The organism is Saccharothrix sp. AJ9571, from assembly GCF_021725495.1.
GTDB lineage: Bacteria > Actinomycetota > Actinomycetes > Mycobacteriales > Pseudonocardiaceae > Amycolatopsis > Amycolatopsis magusensis.
Map to the genome: position 1 here is coordinate 7,979,061 of NZ_CP091382.1, position 21,619 is coordinate 8,000,679.

Consider the following 21,619-nt stretch of genomic DNA (forward strand, 5'->3'; position numbering starts at 1 on the left):
ACTCGATCGGGGAAACGGTGACTCAGCGGCTGTCCATCCGGGCCGCGAGACTCACCGGGCGCATATCGGTCCAGTGGCGTTCGACGTATTCGCGGCACTCGTCCAGTCCCGCTTCGCCGTGCACCGTTTCCCAGCCCGCCGGAACGGCCAGGTGGGTGGGCCACAAAGAATGCTGACCCTCGTGGTTGCGCAAGACCAGGTAATTGCCTTCCGGGTTCTCGAACGGATTGGTCACGCGTGCTCCAATTCGAAGACGACGGACAGGGTCAGCGATTCGATGAGGTGCTTGTTCACGCAGCGCCAGCCACCGTCGGCGAACACGCCGTCCCACTCGTCCATCGTGGGCAGGTAGACGTCCATCATCGCGTGCCCGAGTTCGAAGCCGAGGGTGAACACCGGCACGTCGTCCTCGGTCACCGCGCCCCCGGTCTGCGGGTCGCCCAGCAGGATGCGCGTCGCGTCGCCGAGCAGGAACCGCCGCACCTTCGGGAACGCCTCGCGCAGTCGCCGCAGCGTCGCGACGCAGTTCTCCCGCGGCCAGAAGTCGTGGCCCATCATGAAGCAGGTCAACAGGTCCACGTCGGCGAACTCGTCGCGGTAGGTGATCTCGCGGGCGTCACCCTCGACGAAGGTGAGCCGGTCGGACAGGCCGCGCTCCTTGGTCTCGGCGACCGCCACCTCCAGCGCGGGCCCGGCCAGGTCCACCCCGATCCCGGTGGCGCCGGGATGCCGGTCGAGGATCTGCATCAGCCGCTCGCCGCTGCCGCAACCGAGGTCCACCACCGAGCTGAACTCGTAGCCCAGGCCGTCCATCGCGCCCCAGAACGCCGGGTCGAAGTACTGGGTGTTGATGTCGCGGCAGGCGTAGGCGATGGCCGCGGAGTCACGGCGATCCAGCGCGCCGGTCCGGTTCTCGTTGCGCAGCACGTACTGCATGCGGGAGAACAGCTGGCCCGAGCCGAGGCTGAGCCAGTGGAACAGCGACTTCGTCCGGTACGCCTCGTCGAAGTGGCGGCCCGGCACCACGGTGTCGCGGTCGCGCTCGACCACGCCCACCACCGCGAGCGCGGTGACCAGCCCCTGCGCCGAGCGGATGTCGAGGTCGTGCTGCAACGCGAAGCTCGGCAGATCCGCTTTCCGGTTTTCCCGCAGTTCGTCGAGTATGCCCAGTTCCCAAGCCGCACCGATCGCGGCCGAGGCGACCGCCGAGTTGAAGATGGACGCGACTGCCCGTTCCGAATCCGAATCGACAAAAGACGAAGTCATCTGCGTTCACTCCATTCACCGAGAGAGGCAAAACGGAAAAGTATTTTCGGGTTACCCGACCATATGGGCGCTCGCCGACGGGGGTCAAACACCTTAAGGGAGAGCTTAAAAAGGGCTAGCGCACCAGTTGCCTGCCGAGCACGGTAAGGCTGTGGTGCACGGTGTTCCGCTGCCGCGCGGTGGTGATCAGGCCCGCTTCACGCAGGATTCCGGTGTGCTGGCTGACCGTGGCCGCCGAAACGCCCGCGCGTTTCGCGAGTTCCCCGGTCGTGCAAGTGTCGCTCAACTGCCACAGCAGCGTCGCCCGGGTTCTCCCGAGCAGCGCGCTCAACGCGGCGACGGAGGGATCGCGCTCACGCGACCAGCGCAGGCGCCCGGCGATCTGCGGCAGCGCGGACACCACCAGCGCCGGCGGATCCGTCTCACTCCCCCGGCCGATCAGCACGGCGGGCGCGGAACTCAGGAAGGCCGAATGCACCACGGTCAGGCCCCGCCCGGCGAGCCGGATCTCCGCCGCCCGGTCGTCGTCGATGTCGAGAGCTGGGCCGTGCCAGCGGATCCGGGGGTGCAGCGTGCTCAGCAACGCGTGCACCCCGCCACCCGACTCCCTTTCCTTGCGCCGCACCATGGTGCCGAAGTGGTTCGCGATCGAGGGCCAGCACGGCACCACCACACCCTCGGCGAACTGCCGGGCGAGCGAAGCCACGCCTGATCCGGTGAGCCCGGCGGCGGCCAGCCGGTCGTCGTCCGGTCTCGCGCGCCGGTCGGTCAGCCACAACAGGTCCGGCACCGGCCGGAGTTGCCGGCAGAGCGCCGCGACGACGTCGGTCAGCTCGCCCAACCGCCGTACGGCCGTGCGCCGCCAGCTCGCGAGCGCGGTGTTCTGCTTGTCGGACAAGGCATCGAGGGCGAACACCGCTTCCTCGGCCGGGTTGAGCGATTCCGCCAGGCAGGTCCTTGCGATGTCGTCGAAGGTGAAGTGGATCCTGGTCATGGCGCGACCCGCAGGCGCGCGACCCGGCCGCTGAACTGCAGTGCGGCCACCTCCCCGCCGGGGTCACGCAGGAACCGGCCCACGTGCGTGCCTTCGTCCATGCCCAGCACCTGGACCAGATCGCCGTCGCCCACGCGCAGCACCGCGTCCAGCCCGGTGCCGTCGGACAGTCCGAGCTCCCCGTGCCCGCGTCGGCTGACGGTGAAGCACGTGGTGTCGTTGTGGTAGTCGCCGACGAATTCGGTGCCATCCGGCGGATTCGTGAACTCCACCCGCGGCGGCCGGTACGCCCCGACGCCGATCTCGGCGGCGATGCGCGTCCACAGGTCCAGCCCGGCGCTGCCGTTGGCCAGCAGCGCCACCGCGGTCCGGGACGGCGCGTGCACCCGGACCGAACAACTGCTCCCGGCCAGGGTGCCGTCGTGGCCGTACCACTGTCCGTCCGGCGAGTCATACAGCGCCCAGCCGAGCCCCCAGCCGTCGGCGACCCCGAACGGCTCCGCCGCCACCGGTTCCCGCATGGCCGCGGCGAACTCGGCGGGCACCAGTTTCCCGTCGAGGTGCGCCAGCGCGAACCGCACCAGCGCCTCACTCGTCGCGGCCAGCCCGCCCGCGGGGGCCCAGCCGGCGGGCAGCGCGGGTTCCACCGCGGTCAGGCCACCGGCCGCGGGCACGTGCGGCACCGCCATGCCGGGCGCCGGGTCGTCGATCCGGCTGACATCGAGCCCCAGCGGCGCGTTCACGAACGAATCGACCGTCTCCCACCAGTCCATCCCGGTCAGCCGCTCCACCAGGTGCCCGGCGAGCACATATCCGGTGTTGGAGTAGGAGAACGCGTTGCCCGGCCGCCACACGTCCGGGCGGTCCAGCAACGCCTGCACGTACCGGCGCGGGGAGACGGGACCGTCGGTGTCGAGCTCGAAATCGGAGATCACGCCGCCGGTGTGGCTGAGCGCCTGGCGAAGGGTGACCACGCGCAGCGCGCGGGACCGGGCGCCCGCCAGTTCGCCCAGGTACTCCGACAGCGGCGCGTCGAACTCGGCGTCGCCGTCCGCCACCAGTTGCACGGCCACGGTCGCGGTGAAGGTCTTGGTGACCGAGCCGAGCGGGAACATCGTTCGCGGTCCCACGGTCGCGGCGCCGGTGAGCGCCGGGCGTCCGCAGGTCACCGTCACGGTCTCGCCCGCCCGGTGCAGGGTCAACTGCGCCCCGGGCACGCCCGTCCGTTCGGCCAAGCTCCGGAAGGTCTCCGGCAAGTCGGCAAATCCCATGAGCCGCCCCTTCGCTGCGTCACTGTCCGGAGCGGGTGGCCGCCGCGCGCAAACGGCACCCCAGCCCCGCTTCCGTAACCTGAGCGTTACAGGGACACCTGTAGAGGGACTGTAGTCAACCTGTAGTAGTCGACATGTGGCCCAATGTGACAGATGCTATGGTGATGTACCGCCTGATTGCGCATCTAGTGATTTCCTCACTTGACTTGAGCAGCGTTCAGTCACCGAGGGTGGCGTCACTCGAAAGGGTGGCCTGCGCCTTCGCGTAGGCCTCGCCCCACTGCTCCAGCCAGTCGACCACCGGGCCGAGAGATCGGCCCAGCTCGGTGAGGGAGTACTCGACCCGGGGCGGCACCTCGGGGTAGACGGTGCGCGTGACGATCCCGTCGGTCTCGAGCTCGCGCAGGGCACGGGTGAGCGTGCGCGGCGTGACCTCTCCGACAGCACGCTGCAGTTCGCCGAACCGGTGCGTGCGCGTCAGCAGGTACCGCACGACGCTCAGCTTCCACGCTCCGCCGAGCACGGCGATCGACACTTCGACGGGGCACACGTCGAGCGCGGCGCGCACCGGATCCCGCATCCGAGCTCCTCACTATCCGAAGTGTCAGTATGTGCCGAGAATGTGCGTACTTGTCCCGAGCGTACTTCGTTCCTAGCGTTCGCCTCATGGACGCTTTCGTGGTCATCGCGCATCCCAGCGCCCACTCGCTCAACGTGCGCCTGGCCGAGGTCACCACCAAGACGCTGCCCGACCTCGGCTACGCGGTGACGACCTCCGACCTCTACGCCATGGACTGGAACGCCGCGGTGACGCCACAGGACTTCGGTGTACCCGCGCGCCCGGACCTCCCGGTCGGCGACCAGTCGGCAGAGGCGTACGAGCGCGGCTCACTGACCGAGGACATCGTCGCCGAGCAGGAGAAGCTCCGGCGCGCTTCGCTCGTGGTGTTCCACTTCCCGCTGTGGTGGTACGGCATGCCGGCGATCCTCAAGGGCTGGTTCGACCGCGTCTTCGTCAAGGGTTTCGCCTTCGGGCTCAAGGATTCGGCGGGTCGCACCCGCAAGTACGGCGACGGCGGCCTGGCCGGGAAGCGCGCCCTCGCCGTGATCACCGCCGGAGACCGCGAGACCGCGTTCGACCCACGAGGGATCAACGGCGAGGCGGGCGAGCTGTTCTTCCCGTTCCTGCACGGGATCTTCTGGTACACCGGCATGCAGCCGCTGCGGCCGCACCTCGTCGCGGGCACCGACCGCCCCGGCTGGAACCAGCTCGACCACGAGGCGGACCGCTTGCGTGCCCGCCTCACCACGCTCGGCTCGGAACCGCCCATCCCCTACCGCGCCCTGGCCGACGGCGACTACGACACCGATCGGCATCTTCGCCCTTCCGCAGCCCCGGGACGTGAGGGCTTGAGCATTCACTTGAAAAACCGCACAGAGCCGCGCTGAATAGGGCGTTATACACCCGTCTGGCTCCCGTTTCTCCAAGACCGCCGGGCGCCGAGCCGCGAGAATCGGCCGATGATCGAACGAATCCTCCCCTACGCCGGCGGGAAAGACGTGGCCGCGTCCCGGGAGTTCTACGTCGGCGTGCTCGGCCTCGAGGTCGCCATGGAAGACCCCGTCCTCTGCCTGCGCTCCCCCGGCAACCCCACGGCCCAGCTCATCATTCCCCCGCACGGCACGGAAAAGCCGGACTTCGGGATCGACGTGGGCACGGCGGCAGCGGTCGACGCGGCGCACGCCGAGGCCGTGCGCCGCGGGCTGCGGGTGGTCTATCCCCTGACCGACGAGCCGTGGGGCGTGCGCCGCTTCTTCGTCGAGGACCCCGGCGGCTCGGTGGTCAACGTGCTCGCCCACCTCGAGCCCGGCTGACCTACCGGCGGCGGGCGATCGCCACCCCGGCCAGGCAGATCGCCCCGCCGAGCAGGCCGTAGACGGTCGGGACCTCGGCGAGCAGCAGCCAGGACAGCAGCACCGACACGGCGGGCACGGCGTAGGTCGTGGCGCTGAGGCGGCCCGCGTCCATCCGCCGCAACGCGTAGGCCCAGGCGGTGAAGCCGATCGCGGTCGGGAACAGGCCGAGGTAGACCACACCGGCCACGGCACTGGCCGGAGCGGCGCTCAGTTCCGCGATCAACCGCGGTACCCAGGGCAGCAACACCGCGGTGCCGATGAGGCAGCCGAGCCAGATCGCGGTCAGCCCGTCCACCGCGCGCAGGGTCAGCTTCTGCACCAGCACACCGGAGGCGTACAACACGGCCGCGAGTACACAAAGGACCACACCGAGCCAGTCGCGCTGGGAATCGGCGCCCGCCGCGATGACGGCCACACCGCCCATCGCCACCAGGGAGCCGATGATCAGCGGCCGCGAGTAGCCCTCGCCGAGGACCTTCCCGGCCACGACGGCGACCAGTAGCGGCGCGATGTTCACCAGCAGCGCCGCGGTGCCCGCGTCCACGTGCCGTTCGGCGGCGTTGAGCGCGACGGTGTAGCCCGCGAGCCAGAGCACGGCGTACACGGAGATCAGCAGCAGGGACTTGCGCGCCGGCAGCACGATCGGGGCCCGGCGGTGCCGGAGCAGCACGAAGAAGGTGAGTGCGACGGCCGCGACGGCGAGCCGGGCCAGCGCCATGGGCGCGGGCGAGATCGTGTGCCCGACATCGCGGATGGCGACGAAGGCCGAGGCCCACAGCACCACGGTGAGCACCACGGCCGCGGCGGTCTTGACGGTGTCCGGCGCGCGGCCGGCGGAAACGGCGGGGGCGGTCTGGAGTTCGGTCACGCGGCCATCGTCACCCGGCAGGTTTGGACAGCACAAGCGATTAATACTGCATGATTGTTAAGTCACACTGTACAGTTGCCGCCATGCTGGATCTCCTCAGACTCCGCGTACTGCGTGCCGTCATCGCGACCGGTTCGATCCGGGCGAGCGCCACCGCGCTCGGGTACACCCCGTCCGCGGTGAGCCAACACCTCGCCACGCTGCAACGGGAAACCGGGCTCCGGCTGTTCGAACGAGCCGGGCGCGGCATCGAAGCGACGGCTGCCGGACGCACCCTGGCGGCCGAGGCCGAGACCCTGTTCGAGGCGCTGAGCCAGCTCGAGCAGGTGGTCGGCGACCTGCGTGCCGGGCGGGTGGGCAGCCTGTCGATCGGCTACTTCGGCTCGGCGGGTGAAAGCTGGCTGGCACCGGTGGTGGCCACCCTGCGGGCCGAATTCCCCGAACTGCGGCTGGACCTGCGCATGACCGAGTTCACCGGCGGCGACCCGGACGTGGACATCTTCGTCGAGGACGCGTCGGTCGAACGAGCCGCCCACGTCGAGGTGCACCGGCTCGTCGACGACCCCTACCTCGCCGTCGTCCGCACCGACGACCCGCTCGCGGGCTCGGCGGAGGTCCCGCTCGCGGACCTGGCCGAACGCTCCTGGGTGGACAACGACCTGCGGCAGGGCGCCTGCCGTCAGATCCTGCTCACCGCGTGCGCGCAGGCTGGGTTCTCCCCCAGCTTCGCCGTCGAGACCCACGACTACCGGACCGCGATCTCCTTCGTGGCCACCGGAATCGGCATCACGGTGATCCCGGAGCTGGGCATCCGCGAACTCCCCGGCGGCCTGACCACGATCCCGGTGGTCGCCCCCCGGCCGGTGCGGCACATCAGCGCCGCGGTGAAGAAGTCCGTTGTGGACCATCCGGCCGCGCGGCGGACCGTCGACCTGCTGAAGACCTTGATCGGCTGAGCGCGTCGGCGAGTTGCGCGCGGACGGTGTCCAGCGCCGCGAGCTTCTCTTCGACCACGGTGAGCCGGCGGGCGATGATCCGGGCGCTGTCCTCGCAGACAGGACCGGTGAGTTCCCGGTCCAGGCACGGCAGCAGGGCACGGACGTCCTCGGCGGTGAGGCCGCTCGCGAGCAGCAGCCGGATCTTGCCCACGCGGGCGACCGCGGTCTCGTCGTAGTCCCGGTAGCCGTTCGGCGCGCGGCCGGACCGGAGCAGGCCCTGCTGCTCGTAGTACCGCAGCGCCCGGGTGGTCGTCTTGGCCCGGTCGGCCAGCTCACCGATCAGCATCAGCCCGCAGCACCCAGCCCTCCGTCGACGCGGACGATCGTACCGGTCAGGTAACCGGCTTCGGGGCGCGTGACGTTCACGATCCACCAGGCGATCTCGTCGGGCTGGGCGATCCGGCCGAGCGGGATCCGGCGCCGGAGGTCCGCGGCCGCCGCGTCGATCCGCTCGGCGGACCAGCCCGCGTGGCCGAGCACCGGCGTCGCGGTGATGCCGGGGGCCACCGAGACCACGCGGATGCCGCGCCCGGCGAGTTCCACCGCCCAGGTGTGGGTGAGGAAGTCGAGTGCGACCTTCGTGGCGCCGTAGACGGAATTGCCCGGCCAGCCCTGGTGGGGCGAGTTGGAGGTGATGTTGACGATGGTGCTGCCGGAATCCAGGTGGGGCAACGCCTGCTGGGTGAGGAACAGCGGCCCCAGCAGGTTCGTCGCCAACTGTTCTTCCGCCACTTCGCGGTCGATCGTGCCGAGGGCCGCGGGCCGGGTGATCGCGGCGTTGTTGACCAGGACGTCGAGACGGCCGAACGCGTCGAGCGCGGCGTTGACGATGCCCTCCGGATCCTCGGCCACATCGGCGACGCAGGTGCGGATGTCCGGGTGATCCTCGGCGGTCTCCGCCAGCCTCTCGGCGGTCCGGCCGACAACGAGCACATCGGCCCCTTCGGCGGCGAACCGGCGGGCGGTGGCGCGGCCGATCCCGGTGCCCGCGCCGGTGACGAGCACGGCTTTCCTGGTTTCCATGGCGCGGACGCTAAACCTTGACGCCGGGGTCAAGGTCAAGCGCGAGCTATCAGCTCTCCTTATGGTGGTCTTCGGAATTGCCGCCTACCGGGGGCGATGTTCCTGTGTTCTGCTCTCGCAGCAAGGCGTGGTCGCGACGAGGCGGCCTGGCGGGAGAGGATTCGCACGTTGATTGTGTTGCACACGGCAATCGCGATTGTCGTCGTGGTGCTGCTCATCCTGGTGACCAGGGTCGACCCGGTCATCGCACTGGTCATCGGCTCGCTCTACCTGGGGCTCACCGGCGGACTCGGGTTCGACGGCACCATCGAAGCCATCGCCGGGGGATTCGGCGACATCATGGCCGAAGTCGGCTTGCTCATCGGCTTCGGCGTCCTGCTGGGCTCGTTGCTGCATTCGATGGGCGCCCTGCGGAAACTGGTCGAACTGCTGATCCGCGGATTGGGGCCGCGCAAAATCCCTCACGTACTCGGCGTGGTGCTGAGCACCATTTTCCCGTCCATCTACGTGGACGTGCAATTGGTGCTCGCCGCTCCGCTGGCCCGCGCGGCGGCGCCCCGGATGGGCCGCGACGGGCTCGCGATGATGGGCGGCGCGCTCACCGCCGGGATCCTGGTCGGCTACGTGTTCGTGGTGCCGGGGCTCGGCACGGTCGCCATCGCCGGACTGCTCCACCTGCCGCTCGGCACCATGCTCCTCTACGGGTTCGTGCTCGGCCCGATCACCGTCGTGCTCACCATGCTGGTCTACGGCCGCCTGCTCAAGCGCGGGTTCTGGAACGCGGCCAAGGACGAGGTGTCCGACGCGCTCCCGCTGGAGGCCGACGACACCGGGGAGCCGGTGCGGGCCAGGCTGCCGCTGGCCGTCTCGCTCCTGCCGATCGTGGTCCCGCTGCTGCTCATCGCGACCGGCGCGATCACCGAAGCCGCCGGTGTGGGGTCCAGCGTGCTCGCCTTCCTCGGCGACCCCGTGTTCGCCCTGTTCACCGGCCTGCTCGGCGCCTACCTGCTGGCGCGCCGGACGCTCGGCCGGGAGCGGGTCGCCGAGTCGATGACCAAGGGGTTCAACTCGACCGGGCAGATCCTGCTGATCACCGGCGTCGGCGGCTCGCTGGGCGCGGTCATCGGCAAGGCCGGGCTGGAGGACGTGCTCGGCGGGTTCTTCTCCGCCGAAGCCGGGGTGCCGGTGGTGGTGACGATCCTGCTCGCGTGGCTGGTCGCGGCCGTGCTGCACCTGGCCATCGGCTCCATCTCCGTCGCCGCCATCACCGCCGCGGGCATCCTGGCCCCGATCATGGGCGGGCTCGACGTGCCACCCGCGGTGCTCGGCCTCGCGATCGGCTCCGGCGCGTTGTTCGCCTTGCACGTGAACAGCAATTTCTTCTGGATGTTCCAGACCATGCTCGGTGTCACCACGCGGGGCGCGTTGAAAGCGCTCACCTTTGTCACCGCGCTCGCTTCGGTGATTTCCCTGGTGCTCGTCTCGGCCCTCAGTTTCGTGGTCTGATCCCCTTTTCTACCCAGGAGCAGGATATGCAGCCCCTCCGTGGTGTGACCGTCGTGTCGCTGGAACAGGCGATCGCCGCTCCCTATGCCAGCCGCCACCTCGCCGATCTCGGTGCCCGGGTGATCAAGGTGGAACGGCCGGGGGCCGGCGATTTCGCCCGCGCCTACGACACCCGCGTCAACGGCCTGAGCTCCCATTTCGTCTGGGTGAACCGGAACAAGGAATCACTCACCCTGGACATCAAGAAACCACGCGGGAAGGAGATCCTGCGCCGCTTGCTGGCCGACGCCGACGTGTTCATCCAGAACCTCGCACCCGGCGCGGCCGCCCGCGCCGGGCTCGGCGCCGAAGAACTGCGGGCCGAACACCCGCGGCTGATCGTCTGCGACATCTCCGGCTACGGCACGCCGGGCCCGTACGAGACGATGAAGGCCTACGACCTGATGGTGCAGAGCGAAGCCGGGCTGGTGTCGGTCACCGGCAACGGCGACGACCTGGCCAAGGCGGGCATCTCGGTCTCTGACATCGCCGCGGGCATGTATGCCTACAGTTCCATCCTCGCCGCCCTGCTCGAACGCGGCCGGACCGGGAAGGGCGCGCACGTCGACGTGTCCATGCTCGAGGCCACTGTGGAATGGATGGGTTTCCCGCTCTACTACGCCTACGACGGCGCCCCGCCGCCGGTGCGGGCCGGGGCCGCGCACGCGACCATCTACCCCTACGGCCCCTTCGAAGCCGGGGACGGCGGCGTGGTGATGATGAGCATCCAGAACGACCGCGAGTGGCGGGCCTTCTGCGAGCGATTCCTGGGCCGCCCGGAACTCGCCACCGATCCCGACTACGCCACCAACGCCGACCGCAACACCCATCGCGAGGCGCTGGGTTCGCTCATCTCCGCCCGGTTCGCCGCGCTGACCGGCGCCGAGGCGATGGACCTGCTCGCCGCGATCCCGGTCGCGCACGCCAGGGTGAACTCGATGGCCGAGGTCTGGGCGCACCCGCAACTCGCCGCACGCGGGCGCTGGCACGAGGTCGGCACGCCGGCGGGCCCGGTCCCGTCGCTCTCGCTGCCGGGCCTGGTCACCGGCGAGCCGCGCATGGACCCCGTGCCGGAACTCGGCGAGCACACCCGCTCGATCCTCGCCGAACTGGGTCTGGCCGAGGCGGACATCGACGCGCTGATCGCGGAGGGCGCGGCGTGACCGGCCCGCTCGCCACCGCGGTCAGCTGGCTGTTCGTGCCCGCGTCCCGGCCGGAGCGGTTCGCCAAGGCCGCGGCCGGCGGCGCCGACGTGGTGATCATCGACCTCGAAGACGCCGTGGCCTCGGCGGACAAAGCCACCGCCCGCGTCGCCCTCCGGGAGCACTGGCCGGTGGAGTCGCCGGTGCCGGTGGTCGTGCGGGTCAACGCCATCGGCACGCCGGAAGCCGCGGAGGACCTGGCCGCCTGCCGTGCGTTGTCTCCGGCCGCTGTCGTGGTGCCCAAGGCGGAGAGCGCCGAAGACGTGCGGGCCGCCGCCGAGGCGGCCGGGGTCGCCGTGCTGCCGCTGATCGAGTCGGCACGGGGGCTGGTGAACCTGGCCGGGATCGTCGCGGCCGGGCCGGTGGTCCGCCTGCTCTTCGGCAGCATCGACCTCGGGCTCGACCTCGGCGTGACCGCGGACGCGGCGCTCGACCCGTCGCGCGGCGATCTCGTCCGCTGGTCGGTGGTGGGTTCGCTGCCCGCCCCGGTCGACGGGGTGAGCACGGCCATCCGGGACACCGAGGCCGTCAGCCGGGAGGCGGCGCGGGCGAAGGCCTGGGGGTTCGGCGGCAAGCTGTGCATCCACCCGGTGCAGGTGCCCCTGGTCCACGCGGCTTTCGCGCCGCCGGAAGCCGAGGTGGGCTGGGCGCGCCGGGTGCTGGCCGCCGACCACGGAGGGGCGGCGGCGGTGGACGGTGAGATGATCGATCGTCCGGTCGTCGAACGGGCCAGGCGGATCCTGCGGGAGGCGGAGCGGGGCCGGTGAGGGAAGGTGGGAGCGTGGACATCGCCCATCTGCGCGACCTCATCGCCGTCGTCGAATCGGGCAGCCTGTCCCGCGCGGCCACGCGGCTGCACGTCTCGCAGCCCGCGATCAGCCAGCGGATGGCGCAGCTGGAAGCGCACCTGGGCGTGCGCCTGCTGGACCGGGGCCCGCGGGGCGTGGTGCCCACTTCGGCGGGCCGGGCGCTCTACCGCGACGCCCAGCAGCTGGTACGGCAGTTCGACCGGCTGTCCGAGACCGCCGCCGACGGGCGGCACCACATCCACGGCCCGGTCGCCGTCGGCCTGCCGACGACGGTGGCCACCCCGCTGGCCGCTGCCCTGTTCTCGTGGACCAAGGCGCGGCACCCGGGGATCCACCTGCAGTTGTTCGAGTCGATGAGCGGGTACATCCACGAGTTGCTGCTGGTCGGCAGGCTCGACCTGGCCGCGGTCTATCCCGAGACCGACGCGCCACGGCCGGGTGAGACGCCGCTGTACTCCGAAGAGCTGTACCTGATCGGCCAGCCGTCGCCGAGGCCACGGTCCGAGGACGAGGTTTCGCTGGTGGAGCTGCGGTCGGTGCCGCTGGTGACCCCCGGCGGCCGCAGCAACCTGCGGACGCTGATCGACCGCGCGTTCGCCGCACACGGCCTGGCACCGACCGTGGTCGCCGATGTGGAGTCGCTCGGGACCATGGTGCGCATCGCGGAGAGCGGACAGGCGTGCACGATCCTGCCGCTGTCCGTCGTCGCCGGGCACGGCGACTCGCGCGACCTGGGTGTCCGGCGGATCACCGACCCCGGCCTGCGACGGCACGTGGCCGTCCGGGCTTCCACCGAACTCTACGAACCCCGGGACCCGGTGGCCGCGGTCCGTGAAGGCATCGTCGAAGTCACCAGGGAACTCGCCGCCGAGGGCCGCTGGCCGGGCATCCGTCTGTCCTCAGTGGACTGAAACCGTCGTCGGCGCGCTCGGTCCCCGGGTGACGGGGTGCGGCACCCGGGGACCTGGCGTCAGGCCGAAGCCAGGAAGAACATGACGATGCCGATCAGCGCGAGCACTTCGACGATGGCGAAGGTGGTCCACGCCAGGCTGAGCAGTTTGCCCTGCGCTTCCGGCTGACGGGCGGTGCCGTTGATGACCGCGGCGAAGATGAGGCCCACACCGATACCGGGCCCGATGGCCCCCAGGCCATATCCGATGGCCGCGAGGCCGGGGTTGAGGTCGACGGCGGCTTGGGCGAGAACCAGATTGTTCATCGGAATTCCCTTTCGTGGATCCGCGTACTCCTGGCTCCTCCAGAATGGCGGATCTTCCCCGGCCACCGCCACCTGCTTGTCAGGTGGCTCGAGCCACTTCCCGACCTCGGAAAAGCAGTGCCGGGAACGGGACCGTCCTAATCGGACCCAGCACGCACGACGTCCGGCATGGGCGGAGGTTGCTTTCGGGGGGCCAATCCCACAACCACGCATCGCGGGCACCCACTGGAACATCTTCTTCGTGTCAGGGATTCACCAGGCGGGAGGAGAACCATGCGGAACAGGCGAGTGGCGCTCGGGACGACGGCGGTGGCGGGGGTTTTCGCGCTGGCGGCCTGTGGTCCGGGCACCGCGGCCCCGCAGCGGCAGCCGCAGGCCGGGGGTGGCGGGGCCGCGCCGAAGCTGGTCAGCGACGGGAGCACGCCGAGGTGCGGCACCGCTGATCTGTCCGTCGCGCTCGGCGTGCCCGAGCAGCGCGACGAGGGCTCCGGCCAGTACGAAGTGCCGCTGACCTACACCAACACCTCCGGGCAGACCTGCGGCCTCCACGGCGTCCCCGGCGTCGACCTGGTCGGGCCGGACGACCCGATGGGCACCGTCTACCACCTGCCGCGGGTGGACAACAGCGTGCCCGCCAACGACGTCCCCGCCGGGAAGACGGCGACCGCGACCATCACCGTGCTGACCCCGGCGCCCGAAGCGGGCCCCGGCTGGACGCCGACGCACCTCGTCACCATCCCGCCGGGCCAGACCGAGCCGCTGAGCGTCGACTGGCCGTCGGACCTGCCGGTGCTGCGCCAGGACGCGGCCACGCACCCGGGCACCTACGTCCACGGCATCCTCGCCGACCCGCTCTGAACGCCGACACGGCTCAGGGGCGCGAGCCGGTGTTGATCCGGTAGGTGACCAGCGACCGCGCGGGCACGGTGGCGGTGAAACCACCGTCGCTGATGCGAACCGGCGCCTGCGCCGCGGTGTCGTGGGTGTCGTCGGTCAGGTACGGGATGGCGGCTCCCTTGGTGACCCCGGTGTTCGGCAGGCTGTACGAAACCGGTGCGGCACTGCTGCCGGTGTTCAGCGCCACCACGGCGAGCGAGCCGTCGGGATTCCGGAAGGCGGACAGGGACAGGTTCGCGTCGCCGGTGGTGGCCCCGATGCGGGTGGCTTCCGGCCGGATGAACCGGCTGTAGTTCGCCAGCGCCCACAGTCGTTTGGACACGCGGTAGCCGTCGCCGTTCATCTGGATCAGGCCCCGGGTGGTACCCACGGAGGCGCCGTACCAGTAGACGTAACCGGAGGCGTTCCCGGTGGTGAGCGCGGTGTGCACGGCCTGGGCGATGGTGATGCCGTCGTAGCCGCTGCCGTCGTCCCAGTTCTCGTTCCAGGTGGTGCCGTTGGGCGACCACTCCGACATCCACGTCGGGCGGGTGGTCGGCAGCGGGCCGGTGACCGGGCTGGCGTAGGTGTGCCCGGTGTGCGTGGCGACCAGGTCGCGCGCCACCGGGTCGGCCTCGATCGCGGTGGTGTAGTCGCGCTGGTGCGTCCAGCCGTAGGAATCGCAGCAGGCCACCGCCAGCCCGGCCTTCGCCGCGATCGGCCCGAGCACCTTGGTGAATTCGACCGCCTGAGCCGGGGTGAACCGCATCGAGGAGTAGGTGGCGGTGTAGTCCGGTTCGTTGGTGAAGCCGAGATCGGTGACCCGGATGCCTTCGCCCGCGTAGAATTCCGCGTACTTGACCAGATAGTTGGCGTAGGCGGTGCGCCAGTCACCACTCGCGCAGGACGTGCCGGAGAGTCCGCAGAGCGTGCCGCCGTTCGCCTCGTCGCCGTTGGTCTTCATGTAGCCGGGCGCGCTCCAGGCGTTGGCGTAGAAGCGGTCCACGCCGTACGCCTTGGCTTCCTTGGCCAGCCACACCTGGCTTTCGTCGTCACCGTCCCAGACGTACTGGGGTTCCGCGTCCGGTCCACCCGGATCCACGGGCTGGATCGAGGCGGCGGGCGTGGAAACGATGTGCAGCCGCAGGATGGACAGGCCCGCTCCCCCGGTCCGGGAGAGCAGCAGGTCGAGGATCTCGCGTTGCTTCGGCTCGGAAAGTCCTTCCGAGCCACGCATGATGTCCGCGCGGGCGAACGCCTCGGAGAACCCGAAGCCGTCGATCGGCTGGTGCAGGCGCGCGCCGTCGATGATCGCCGACGACGCGCCCTGCGCTCCGGCCGGGGCGACGCCCGCGCAGAGGGCGGCCAGCACCGCAACGGCCGTGGATCCGTGGAGCAGTCGCCGAAGGGAGCCGGCCATGATACGTCCTTTCCTGGGAGTGCCGAGGATCAGCTGATGGCGAAGCTGGGGTGCGGCGGCTGGTTGTAGCCCGAGTTCTGCCACGCGATCGCCAGGCGGTACTGGCGGTCCTGCATCAGCGACGGACGGCTGATGCTCGTGCTGTCGGTGGTCGAATAGATCCGCAGCGCCCGGTTGTCGGTGGTGCGCCAGATGACCTCTTCGCGCCAGTCGCCGAGGATGTCGGCCGAAAGCGCGGGGTTGGCCTTCGTGCCGTTGTTCGACGCGACGCCGGAACCGGTGAGCAGACGGGTGTCGCCGCCGGTGCCGTACTTGTCGATGTGCGTGCCGTCGAGCAGTTCGCGTTGCGCGTCGCCGTCCCACCAGAGCACGAAGTTGATCGAGCCGGGTTTGCGGGAGGCGACCTGGTTCCCGTTGGTACCACTGCGAAGTCCGCCGACGGAGGCGGACCACGCCTCGGCACCGGCGTTGCCGGACCAGATGTCCGCGGCCACCGCGCGCCCGTTGTCGCAGCCACAGGAGGGCGCGCTCCAGATGAGCTGCCCGGTGCGGGCGTCACCCATCCAGTGCGTGGGCTCGCTGGTCCACTCCGAAGGCTTGAACACCTCCAGGCCCGCGCGGGACGGGATGAAGTCGCCGACGTGGTAAGCGTCGCCGTGGTGGGTGTTGTTCTGCCACAGGCCCCCGCCGTTGTCGTCGATCGCCATCGAGCCGTACATGATCTCGTCGCGGCCGTCGGCGTCCACATCGGCGATCGAGAGCTGGTGGTTGCCCTTGCCGGTCCAGGCTTCGCCGTTGGTGGACGAGTTGGAGTCGAAGGTCCACCGCCGGGTGAGCTGGCCGCCGCGGAAGTCCCACGCGGCGACCACGGACCGGGTGTAGTACCCGCGGGCCATGATGATGCTGGGCCTCGAACCGTCCACATAGGCGGTGCCCGCCAGGAACCGGTCGACGCGGTTGCCGTAGTTGTCGCCCCAGGAGGCCACGTTCCCGCGCGGCGGCGCGTAGTCGGCGGTGGCCAGCACGGCTCCGTCCGTACCGCGGAAGACCGACAGGAACTCGGGTCCGGCGAGGATGTAGCCGCTGGAGTTGCGGTGGTCGGCACTCGAGCTGCCGATCACCTGACCGGTGCCGGACCGGGTGCCGTCGGCGGTCTTCACCGCGACCTCCGCGCGGCCGTCACCGTCGTAGTCGAACACCTGGAACTGCGTGTAGTGCGCGCCGGACCGGATATTGCGGCCGAGGTCGACGCGCCACAGCCGGGTGCCGTTCAGCTCGTAGGCGTCCAGGTAGGTGTTCCCGGTGTAGCCGGACTGCGAGTTGTCCTTGGCGTTGCTGGGTTCCCACTTCAGCACGAGCTCGTACTGGCCGTCGCCGTCGAGGTCGCCGACGCCGGCGTCGTTGGCGTTGTAGGTGTAGCTCTCACCGGAGGGCGTGGTGCCGCCGGGCGGGATCTGCAGCGGCACGTCCATCGACGACGCCATCGGGAAGGCCAGCGACTCCTCGGCCGCGGCGGACCGCTGTTCGGCGCCGTTCACCACCGGGTGCACGGTGTACCGCGACTCCCCCGGCGCTCCTTCGTCGAGCCAGCTGGTCACGCCGGTGACCTGGGTGAGGTGCGTGCCGTCGCGATAGACGTTGAAGGCGGTTTCGGAGGGGTCACCGGCGAGCAGCCGCCAGCTGACGAAGTTCCCCTTCTCCGAGCGGACGCTGATCAGGCCGCGGTCGAGCTTCTCCGTCGTGGACGGGACGGTGGACGGGGTGGCGGGGGTCGCCTGCACCGGCGCGCTGAGCAACGCGCCGAAGAGGACGAGCACCGCGCCGAAGGTCGCGGGGCGCGCGGTTCTGGGCATGGGCATTGGCTGAACTCCGAATCGCGTGGGTACGTGAGATCGGGTTCGGCCCCGCTGCCGGAGACGGAGCCGGCGGGCTGTTGGGAGCGCTCACAGTATTACCGCGCCCGCTCGGGTGTCAACGGTTGATCACTCACCGTCACAGGCGGCAAACGCGTTGAGCCGATCGGTGTCCCCGGGCATGATGCCGTGATGGATCTGGTCGCCCTGCTGCCCGCCTTCGCACTGGCCGTCGTGCTGATCTCGGCCTCACCGGGGCCGGCGATGGCGCTGATCCTGCGACGGGCCGCGGTGCACGGGTTCCGCGGTGCCGTGCCGACGGTGCTCGGCCTCGAGGCCGGGCTGTACCTGTGGGCGTTGTTCGCCGCGACCGGGCTGGCCGCACTGGTCGCCGCCTCCGAGATCGCCTACCTCGTGCTGCGTGTCCTCGGCGCGGTTTTCCTGGTGTACCTCGGTTTCAAGGCCTGGCGTGCGGCCTGGCGCAGCCGGGAGCACGGGGACGCGCCCGTCCAGGAACTGCCCGCCGCCCCGGCGAAGGGCTGGGCGAAGGCGTTCGGCGAAGGAGCGGTGGTCATGCTGGCCAACCCCAAGGCCGCGGCGTTCATGATCGCCTTCTACCCGCAGTTCGTCCCGGCCGGGCGGCCGCTGTTCGCCACCACCGCCGTGCTCGCCCTGATCCAGGTGGCCATCGAGATCGGGCTGTACCTGGCGCTGGCCGCCGCCGTCGGCCGGGCGGGCCGCTGGTTCCGCCGCTCGGAGATCCGCCGCAGGCTGGACGCGGTCAGCGGCACCGTGCTCGTCGCGCTCGGCGTCCGGATGGCCGTCGACAGCAAGTAAGGCCAGCGTCACGCCTCTGAGCGGGGAACGAGCAGGCCGCGGTTGAACGCCTCGCTGACCGCGGCCGCGCGGTCGCCGACGTCCAGCTTGCCGTAGATGTTCAGCAGGTGGGACTTCACGGTGGCTTCGGTGATGAACAGCTTCGCGGCCGCCTCGCGGTTCGTGGCACCGGCCGCCACCAGCTGGAGCACTTCGAGTTCGCGCGGGCTGAGCGGGCCCGCGGCGGACGAGCGCACGCGGTTCATCAACAGGGCCGCCGCCGAGGGCGCGAGCACGGCTTCACCGCGTGCCGTGGCGCGGACCGCTCGCAGGAGTTCGTCACCGGGGGCGTCCTTGAGCAGGTAGCCGGTGGCGCCCGCTTCGATCGCGGGAAGCACATGGCTGTCGGTGTCGTATGTGGTGAGCACCAGCACGCGTGTGCCGAGACCTGCCAGTTCCCTCGTCGCGCGCACGCCGTCCATGCCGGGCATGCGCAGATCCATCAGGACCACATCGGGCCGCAGTTCGCCGGCGAGCCGGACCGCCTCGGCGCCGTCGGCCGCCTCACCGACCACCTCGCAGTCCGGATCGCGCGAGAACATACTGCTCAACCCATCGCGGACCACGGGGTGATCGTCGACGATCAGCAGCCGGATCACGACGTACACCCCACGACGGGAACGCGAGCCGAAATGCCGGTCCCGGCTCCCAGTTCCGACTCGATCTGCAGCGTGCCGGACAGCCCCTCGATCCGCTGCCGCATCGCGACGAGCCCGAACCCGGAGCCAGTGACGTCCGGATCGAACCCGCGGCCGTCGTCGCGCACGTCCAGCGCCACTTCGTGGTCCAAATAGGACAAGGTCACCCCCACCCGGCTCGCCAGCGCGTGCTTGGCCACATTGGACAGTGCTTCCTGGGCTGCCCGGAGCAGGGCGACCTCGGCTTCCGGCCGCAACGGACGCGCGGTCCCCGTCGTCGTGACCTGGACCGGGACGTCGTGCAGCGCCGACCAGCGATCGGCCACGCTCGCCAGCGCTTCCTCCAGTCGTGCCGTCCGCAGCGGTTCCGGGCGCAGCGCGTCCACCGATCGCCGCGCCTCGGTGAGACTTTCCCGTGCCAGCCCGGTCGCGGCGGCGAGATGCCGGTTCCGGCTCGCGGGGTCGTCACCGGCGTGCTCGGCCGCGCGGAGCTGGCTGATGATGCCGGTGAGCCCCTGCGCCAGTGTGTCGTGGATTTCGCGTGCCATCCGCTGCCGTTCGTCGTGCACGCCCGCGTTCCTGGCCTGCACCACGAGTTGCTCGTGCAGCGCCGCGTTCTCCACCAGCGACTCCTCCAGCCTGCGGTTCGCCTCACGCGCCTCGTCCAGCGCCCGCACGCGTTCCTCGTTCCGCAGGTCGCCGCGCCGGGCGTACCAGGCGAAGGCGCACAGGGGGATCACGTTCGCGGCCACGACCGCGACGTAGGTGAGCAGCCCCAGGTGCGTGCTGCGGTCCACGGCGTAGGCCTGCGCGGTGCCGGCCAGCACCGCCACCGCGCCGACCCCCGCCAGCTGCCACGGCCACGGCAGGACCCGGAACGCGTACAGGTACGCGGCCGGGGTGAAGAAGCCGAACCACGGCGCCCGGATCACCAGCACCGCCAACAGCACGACCAGCACGGCGAAGAAGACCGCCATCACCGACGGGCGCTCTCGCCAGGCGGGGTGCCGGTTGACCACGTGCAGCCACCCCGCCACCAGCGCGCACAGGACGAGGTCGGCGACCGGGGACCGGCCGTCCGCCCACCGGATGGGCACGGTGGCCACGGCCAGGACCGCCAGCAGGGCGAAGGGCACGACGCGCAGCACCACACCGTCCATCCCCGCGCTCCTCCCGGGCTCTCGCCCGCCCATAATGGCCGGTCAGGCGGGCGGTTCGACGGCCAGGGCGTGCCGGAACAACCCGCGCGGGTCCCAGCGGGCCTTGATCCGCTGCAGGCGCGGATAGTTGTCCTTGTAGTAGAGCGTGCGCCCCGGCACGCCGGAGGTGTTCCACACCGGATCGACCAGGTCGGTGTCGGGGTAGTTGATGTAGGAACCGTCGTTGACCTCGTCCGGCACCGGCACGCCACCGGTGGCGGCGTAGACGTCGCGGTAGAAATGGCGGACCCAGGCGAGGTTGGCCGCGTCACCGCTCTCGTCGGCCCAGGTCGTGTAGTAGACCGCCTTCATCACCACGTCGCGCTGGGCGACCGCGGTGGCCTCCGGCGCCACCGCGCGCACCTGACCGCCATAGCCGATCAGCAGCATCCCGGCTTCCCCGGCCGCCGTGTCGTTGGTGAGGTGCCGGTGTGCCGTGGCGAGCTGCTCGTCGCTCAGCGACCGGCGCAGGTACGCGGCCTTGTTCTTGTACCGGCGGGTGCCCGCGTCCCCCGCTTCACCGGTGCCCGGCCAGGTCATCTTGTGCAGCCACGGCAGCGTCTGCCGCGAGTGGTGGATCGGCTCGACTCCGGTCCCGGCGGTCACCGCGGCGACGAACTCGGTCACCAGCTCGTCCGCGCCGGGCAGGCTCGCGTCGATCTGCACGGCGAGTGAGAAGTACCCGGAATTCCGGTGCGACAGCAGGAAGATCGCGTACAGCCCGGCGGACGGCGAGCCGGGCTCGCTGTGGCTTTCGTGCCAGGCGCCGAAGTTGCGCAGCAAAGTGGTGAACGCCTGCTCGGTCATGCCCTCCCACGCCCAGGCGACCACGCATTCGAGCATCTCCCGCGGCGACGCGGGCAGCAGTCGCGACGGGTCACCGGTGGCGCCGGGCGAGCGCAGCCAGTACCGGGTGACCACGCCGAAGTTGCCGCCGCCCCCGCCGGTGTGCGCCCACCACAGGCCGCGGTTCGGGTCGCCGGGTTCGCGGGTGGCGACCACCGCGCGGGCGCCGCCGTCCCGGTCGGCCACCACGACCTCCACGCCGTACAGGTGGTCGACCACCGAGCCGTACCGGCGGGACAACGCGCCGTACCCGCCGCCCGCGAAGTGCCCGCCCGCGCCCACCGCCGGGCAGCTGCCGCCCGGGACGGTCACGCCCCAGCCCCGGAACAACGCCCGGTACACCTGCCCGAGCGTGGCACCCGGTCGCACCTCGAACGCCCGCATGGCCGGGTCGTAGCCGATCGCGTCCATCGGGGAGAGGTCCAGCAGCACCCGCACCCCGGGGTTCGCGGTGAAGTCCTCGAAGCAGTGGCCACCGCTGCGCACCGCGACCCGGCGGCCGGTTCGCGCGGCTTCGGTCACCGCGCCCACCACCTGCTCGGTCGACGCGGCCACGCGAATTTCGTCCGGCCGGCCCACGAAGCGGAAGTTGTTGCCCCGCAACAGGCTTTCGTACCGCGGATCCCCGGGCCGGATCTTCACCGCCGGGGCGGGCGCCGAGGCGGCCGCGTGACCGGTCATCACCGCGCCACCCGCCACCGCGCCCGCTCCGGCGAGCACCACCCGTCGGCTCACCTGGTTGCGTCCACTCATCCCGATCCCCTTCACGTGCTCCGGCTCAGGTGCTCACCGTCGCAGCGCG

Annotated in this window: 23 protein-coding genes; 9 read left to right on the top strand and 14 right to left on the bottom strand. The window is 70.7% G+C overall.

What is annotated here, in order from left to right; genetic code table 11:
* Positions 1-22: 22 nt before the first annotated feature.
* From L3Q67_RS35835 to L3Q67_RS35855, 5 genes are all read right to left on the bottom strand, one after another.
* Positions 23-235 (bottom strand): MbtH family protein, encoded by a 213-nt coding sequence (locus tag L3Q67_RS35835; protein ID WP_499185846.1) that lies wholly within the window; start codon positions 233-235, stop codon positions 23-25.
* On the bottom strand, positions 232-1,266 hold the full coding sequence (locus tag L3Q67_RS35840; RefSeq protein ID WP_499185847.1) for a class I SAM-dependent methyltransferase: 1,035 nt from the start codon (positions 1,264-1,266) through the stop codon (positions 232-234). Before L3Q67_RS35840 ends, L3Q67_RS35835 begins: the two co-directional genes overlap by 4 nt.
* Before the next feature lie 115 nt (positions 1,267-1,381).
* Complete coding sequence (locus L3Q67_RS35845) at positions 1,382-2,260, bottom strand: ArsR/SmtB family transcription factor (protein ID WP_499185848.1); 879 nt, start codon at positions 2,258-2,260, stop codon at positions 1,382-1,384.
* Positions 2,257-3,531 carry a serine hydrolase domain-containing protein gene (locus L3Q67_RS35850; RefSeq protein WP_499185849.1) on the bottom strand — a complete coding sequence of 425 codons (1,275 nt, stop codon included), beginning with the start codon at positions 3,529-3,531 and terminating at the stop codon, positions 2,257-2,259. The genes L3Q67_RS35845 and L3Q67_RS35850 overlap by 4 nt, the downstream gene beginning before the upstream one ends.
* 217 nt (positions 3,532-3,748) lie before the next feature.
* On the bottom strand, positions 3,749-4,111 hold the full coding sequence (locus L3Q67_RS35855) for a winged helix-turn-helix transcriptional regulator (protein WP_499185850.1): 363 nt from the start codon (positions 4,109-4,111) through the stop codon (positions 3,749-3,751).
* Between the two features lie 86 nt (positions 4,112-4,197).
* Here L3Q67_RS35855 and L3Q67_RS35860 point away from each other — a divergent pair, with 86 nt between their 5' ends.
* Both L3Q67_RS35860 and L3Q67_RS35865 read left to right on the top strand, forming a co-directional pair.
* Positions 4,198-4,980 carry an NAD(P)H-dependent oxidoreductase gene (locus tag L3Q67_RS35860; protein WP_499185851.1) on the top strand — a complete coding sequence of 261 codons (783 nt, stop codon included), beginning with the start codon at positions 4,198-4,200 and terminating at the stop codon, positions 4,978-4,980.
* 72 nt (positions 4,981-5,052) lie between these two features.
* Positions 5,053-5,406, top strand: a complete 354-nt coding sequence (locus L3Q67_RS35865) for a VOC family protein (RefSeq protein WP_499185852.1) — start codon at positions 5,053-5,055, stop codon at positions 5,404-5,406.
* A 1-nt stretch (position 5,407) separates the two neighbouring features.
* On the opposite strand, the gene L3Q67_RS35870 is transcribed toward L3Q67_RS35865, so the two are convergent.
* On the bottom strand, positions 5,408-6,316 hold the full coding sequence (locus L3Q67_RS35870) for a DMT family transporter (protein ID WP_499185853.1): 909 nt from the start codon (positions 6,314-6,316) through the stop codon (positions 5,408-5,410).
* Between the two features lie 83 nt (positions 6,317-6,399).
* Here L3Q67_RS35870 and L3Q67_RS35875 point away from each other — a divergent pair, with 83 nt between their 5' ends.
* Complete coding sequence (locus L3Q67_RS35875; protein WP_499185854.1) at positions 6,400-7,272, top strand: LysR family transcriptional regulator; 873 nt, start codon at positions 6,400-6,402, stop codon at positions 7,270-7,272.
* Here L3Q67_RS35875 and L3Q67_RS35880 read toward each other — a convergent pair.
* Together L3Q67_RS35880 and L3Q67_RS35885 are read right to left on the bottom strand one after the other, a co-directional pair.
* Positions 7,190-7,600 (bottom strand): MerR family transcriptional regulator, encoded by a 411-nt coding sequence (locus tag L3Q67_RS35880; protein WP_499185855.1) that lies wholly within the window; start codon positions 7,598-7,600, stop codon positions 7,190-7,192. The two genes, L3Q67_RS35875 and L3Q67_RS35880, sit on opposite strands and share 83 nt — an antisense overlap.
* Complete coding sequence (locus L3Q67_RS35885; protein ID WP_499185856.1) at positions 7,600-8,337, bottom strand: SDR family NAD(P)-dependent oxidoreductase; 738 nt, start codon at positions 8,335-8,337, stop codon at positions 7,600-7,602. Before L3Q67_RS35885 ends, L3Q67_RS35880 begins: the two co-directional genes overlap by 1 nt.
* Positions 8,338-8,511: 174 nt before the next feature.
* Between L3Q67_RS35885 and L3Q67_RS35890 the strand changes: the two genes are divergently transcribed.
* From L3Q67_RS35890 to L3Q67_RS35905, 4 genes are read left to right on the top strand one after another with little or no spacing between them, the layout of a single operon-like run.
* A complete protein-coding gene (locus L3Q67_RS35890) occupies positions 8,512-9,843 on the top strand; it encodes a GntP family permease (protein WP_499185857.1) in 1,332 nt (443 codons plus the stop codon).
* Positions 9,844-9,869: 26 nt separating this feature from the next.
* Positions 9,870-11,045, top strand: coding sequence for a CaiB/BaiF CoA transferase family protein (locus L3Q67_RS35895; protein WP_499185858.1), 1,176 nt, complete (start codon positions 9,870-9,872; stop codon positions 11,043-11,045).
* The gene (locus L3Q67_RS35900) at positions 11,042-11,851 is read left to right on the top strand and encodes an HpcH/HpaI aldolase/citrate lyase family protein (protein WP_499185859.1); all 810 of its coding nucleotides are present in this window, start codon (positions 11,042-11,044) and stop codon (positions 11,849-11,851) included. Before L3Q67_RS35895 ends, L3Q67_RS35900 begins: the two co-directional genes overlap by 4 nt.
* A gap of 14 nt (positions 11,852-11,865) precedes the next feature.
* Complete coding sequence (locus L3Q67_RS35905; protein WP_499185860.1) at positions 11,866-12,804, top strand: LysR substrate-binding domain-containing protein; 939 nt, start codon at positions 11,866-11,868, stop codon at positions 12,802-12,804.
* 59 nt (positions 12,805-12,863) lie between these two features.
* On the opposite strand, the gene L3Q67_RS35910 is transcribed toward L3Q67_RS35905, so the two are convergent.
* Positions 12,864-13,109, bottom strand: coding sequence for an ATP synthase subunit c family protein (locus tag L3Q67_RS35910; RefSeq protein WP_499185861.1), 246 nt, complete (start codon positions 13,107-13,109; stop codon positions 12,864-12,866).
* A 273-nt stretch (positions 13,110-13,382) separates the two neighbouring features.
* Between L3Q67_RS35910 and L3Q67_RS35915 the strand changes: the two genes are divergently transcribed.
* Complete coding sequence (locus tag L3Q67_RS35915; protein WP_499185862.1) at positions 13,383-13,967, top strand: DUF4232 domain-containing protein; 585 nt, start codon at positions 13,383-13,385, stop codon at positions 13,965-13,967.
* Between the two features lie 13 nt (positions 13,968-13,980).
* On the opposite strand, the gene L3Q67_RS35920 is transcribed toward L3Q67_RS35915, so the two are convergent.
* Both L3Q67_RS35920 and L3Q67_RS35925 read right to left on the bottom strand, forming a co-directional pair.
* Positions 13,981-15,405 (bottom strand): glycoside hydrolase family 30 protein, encoded by a 1,425-nt coding sequence (locus L3Q67_RS35920; RefSeq protein WP_499185863.1) that lies wholly within the window; start codon positions 15,403-15,405, stop codon positions 13,981-13,983.
* A 29-nt stretch (positions 15,406-15,434) separates the two neighbouring features.
* Positions 15,435-17,258, bottom strand: coding sequence for a rhamnogalacturonan lyase (locus L3Q67_RS35925; RefSeq protein ID WP_499185864.1), 1,824 nt, complete (start codon positions 17,256-17,258; stop codon positions 15,435-15,437).
* A gap of 192 nt (positions 17,259-17,450) precedes the next feature.
* Here L3Q67_RS35925 and L3Q67_RS35930 point away from each other — a divergent pair, with 192 nt between their 5' ends.
* Positions 17,451-18,095 carry a LysE family translocator gene (locus L3Q67_RS35930; RefSeq protein WP_499185865.1) on the top strand — a complete coding sequence of 215 codons (645 nt, stop codon included), beginning with the start codon at positions 17,451-17,453 and terminating at the stop codon, positions 18,093-18,095.
* A gap of 8 nt (positions 18,096-18,103) precedes the next feature.
* On the opposite strand, the gene L3Q67_RS35935 is transcribed toward L3Q67_RS35930, so the two are convergent.
* Genes L3Q67_RS35935 through L3Q67_RS35945 form a run of 3 tightly spaced genes read right to left on the bottom strand, consistent with a single transcriptional unit; the run spans position 18,104 to position 21,570 of the window.
* Entirely contained in the window at positions 18,104-18,733 is a 630-nt protein-coding gene (locus L3Q67_RS35935) for a transcriptional regulator (protein WP_499185866.1), read from the bottom strand.
* Positions 18,730-19,932 (bottom strand): sensor histidine kinase, encoded by a 1,203-nt coding sequence (locus tag L3Q67_RS35940; protein WP_499185867.1) that lies wholly within the window; start codon positions 19,930-19,932, stop codon positions 18,730-18,732. Before L3Q67_RS35940 ends, L3Q67_RS35935 begins: the two co-directional genes overlap by 4 nt.
* Positions 19,933-19,974: 42 nt before the next feature.
* Positions 19,975-21,570 (bottom strand): FAD-binding oxidoreductase, encoded by a 1,596-nt coding sequence (locus L3Q67_RS35945; RefSeq protein WP_499185868.1) that lies wholly within the window; start codon positions 21,568-21,570, stop codon positions 19,975-19,977.
* Positions 21,571-21,619 lie beyond the last annotated feature (49 nt).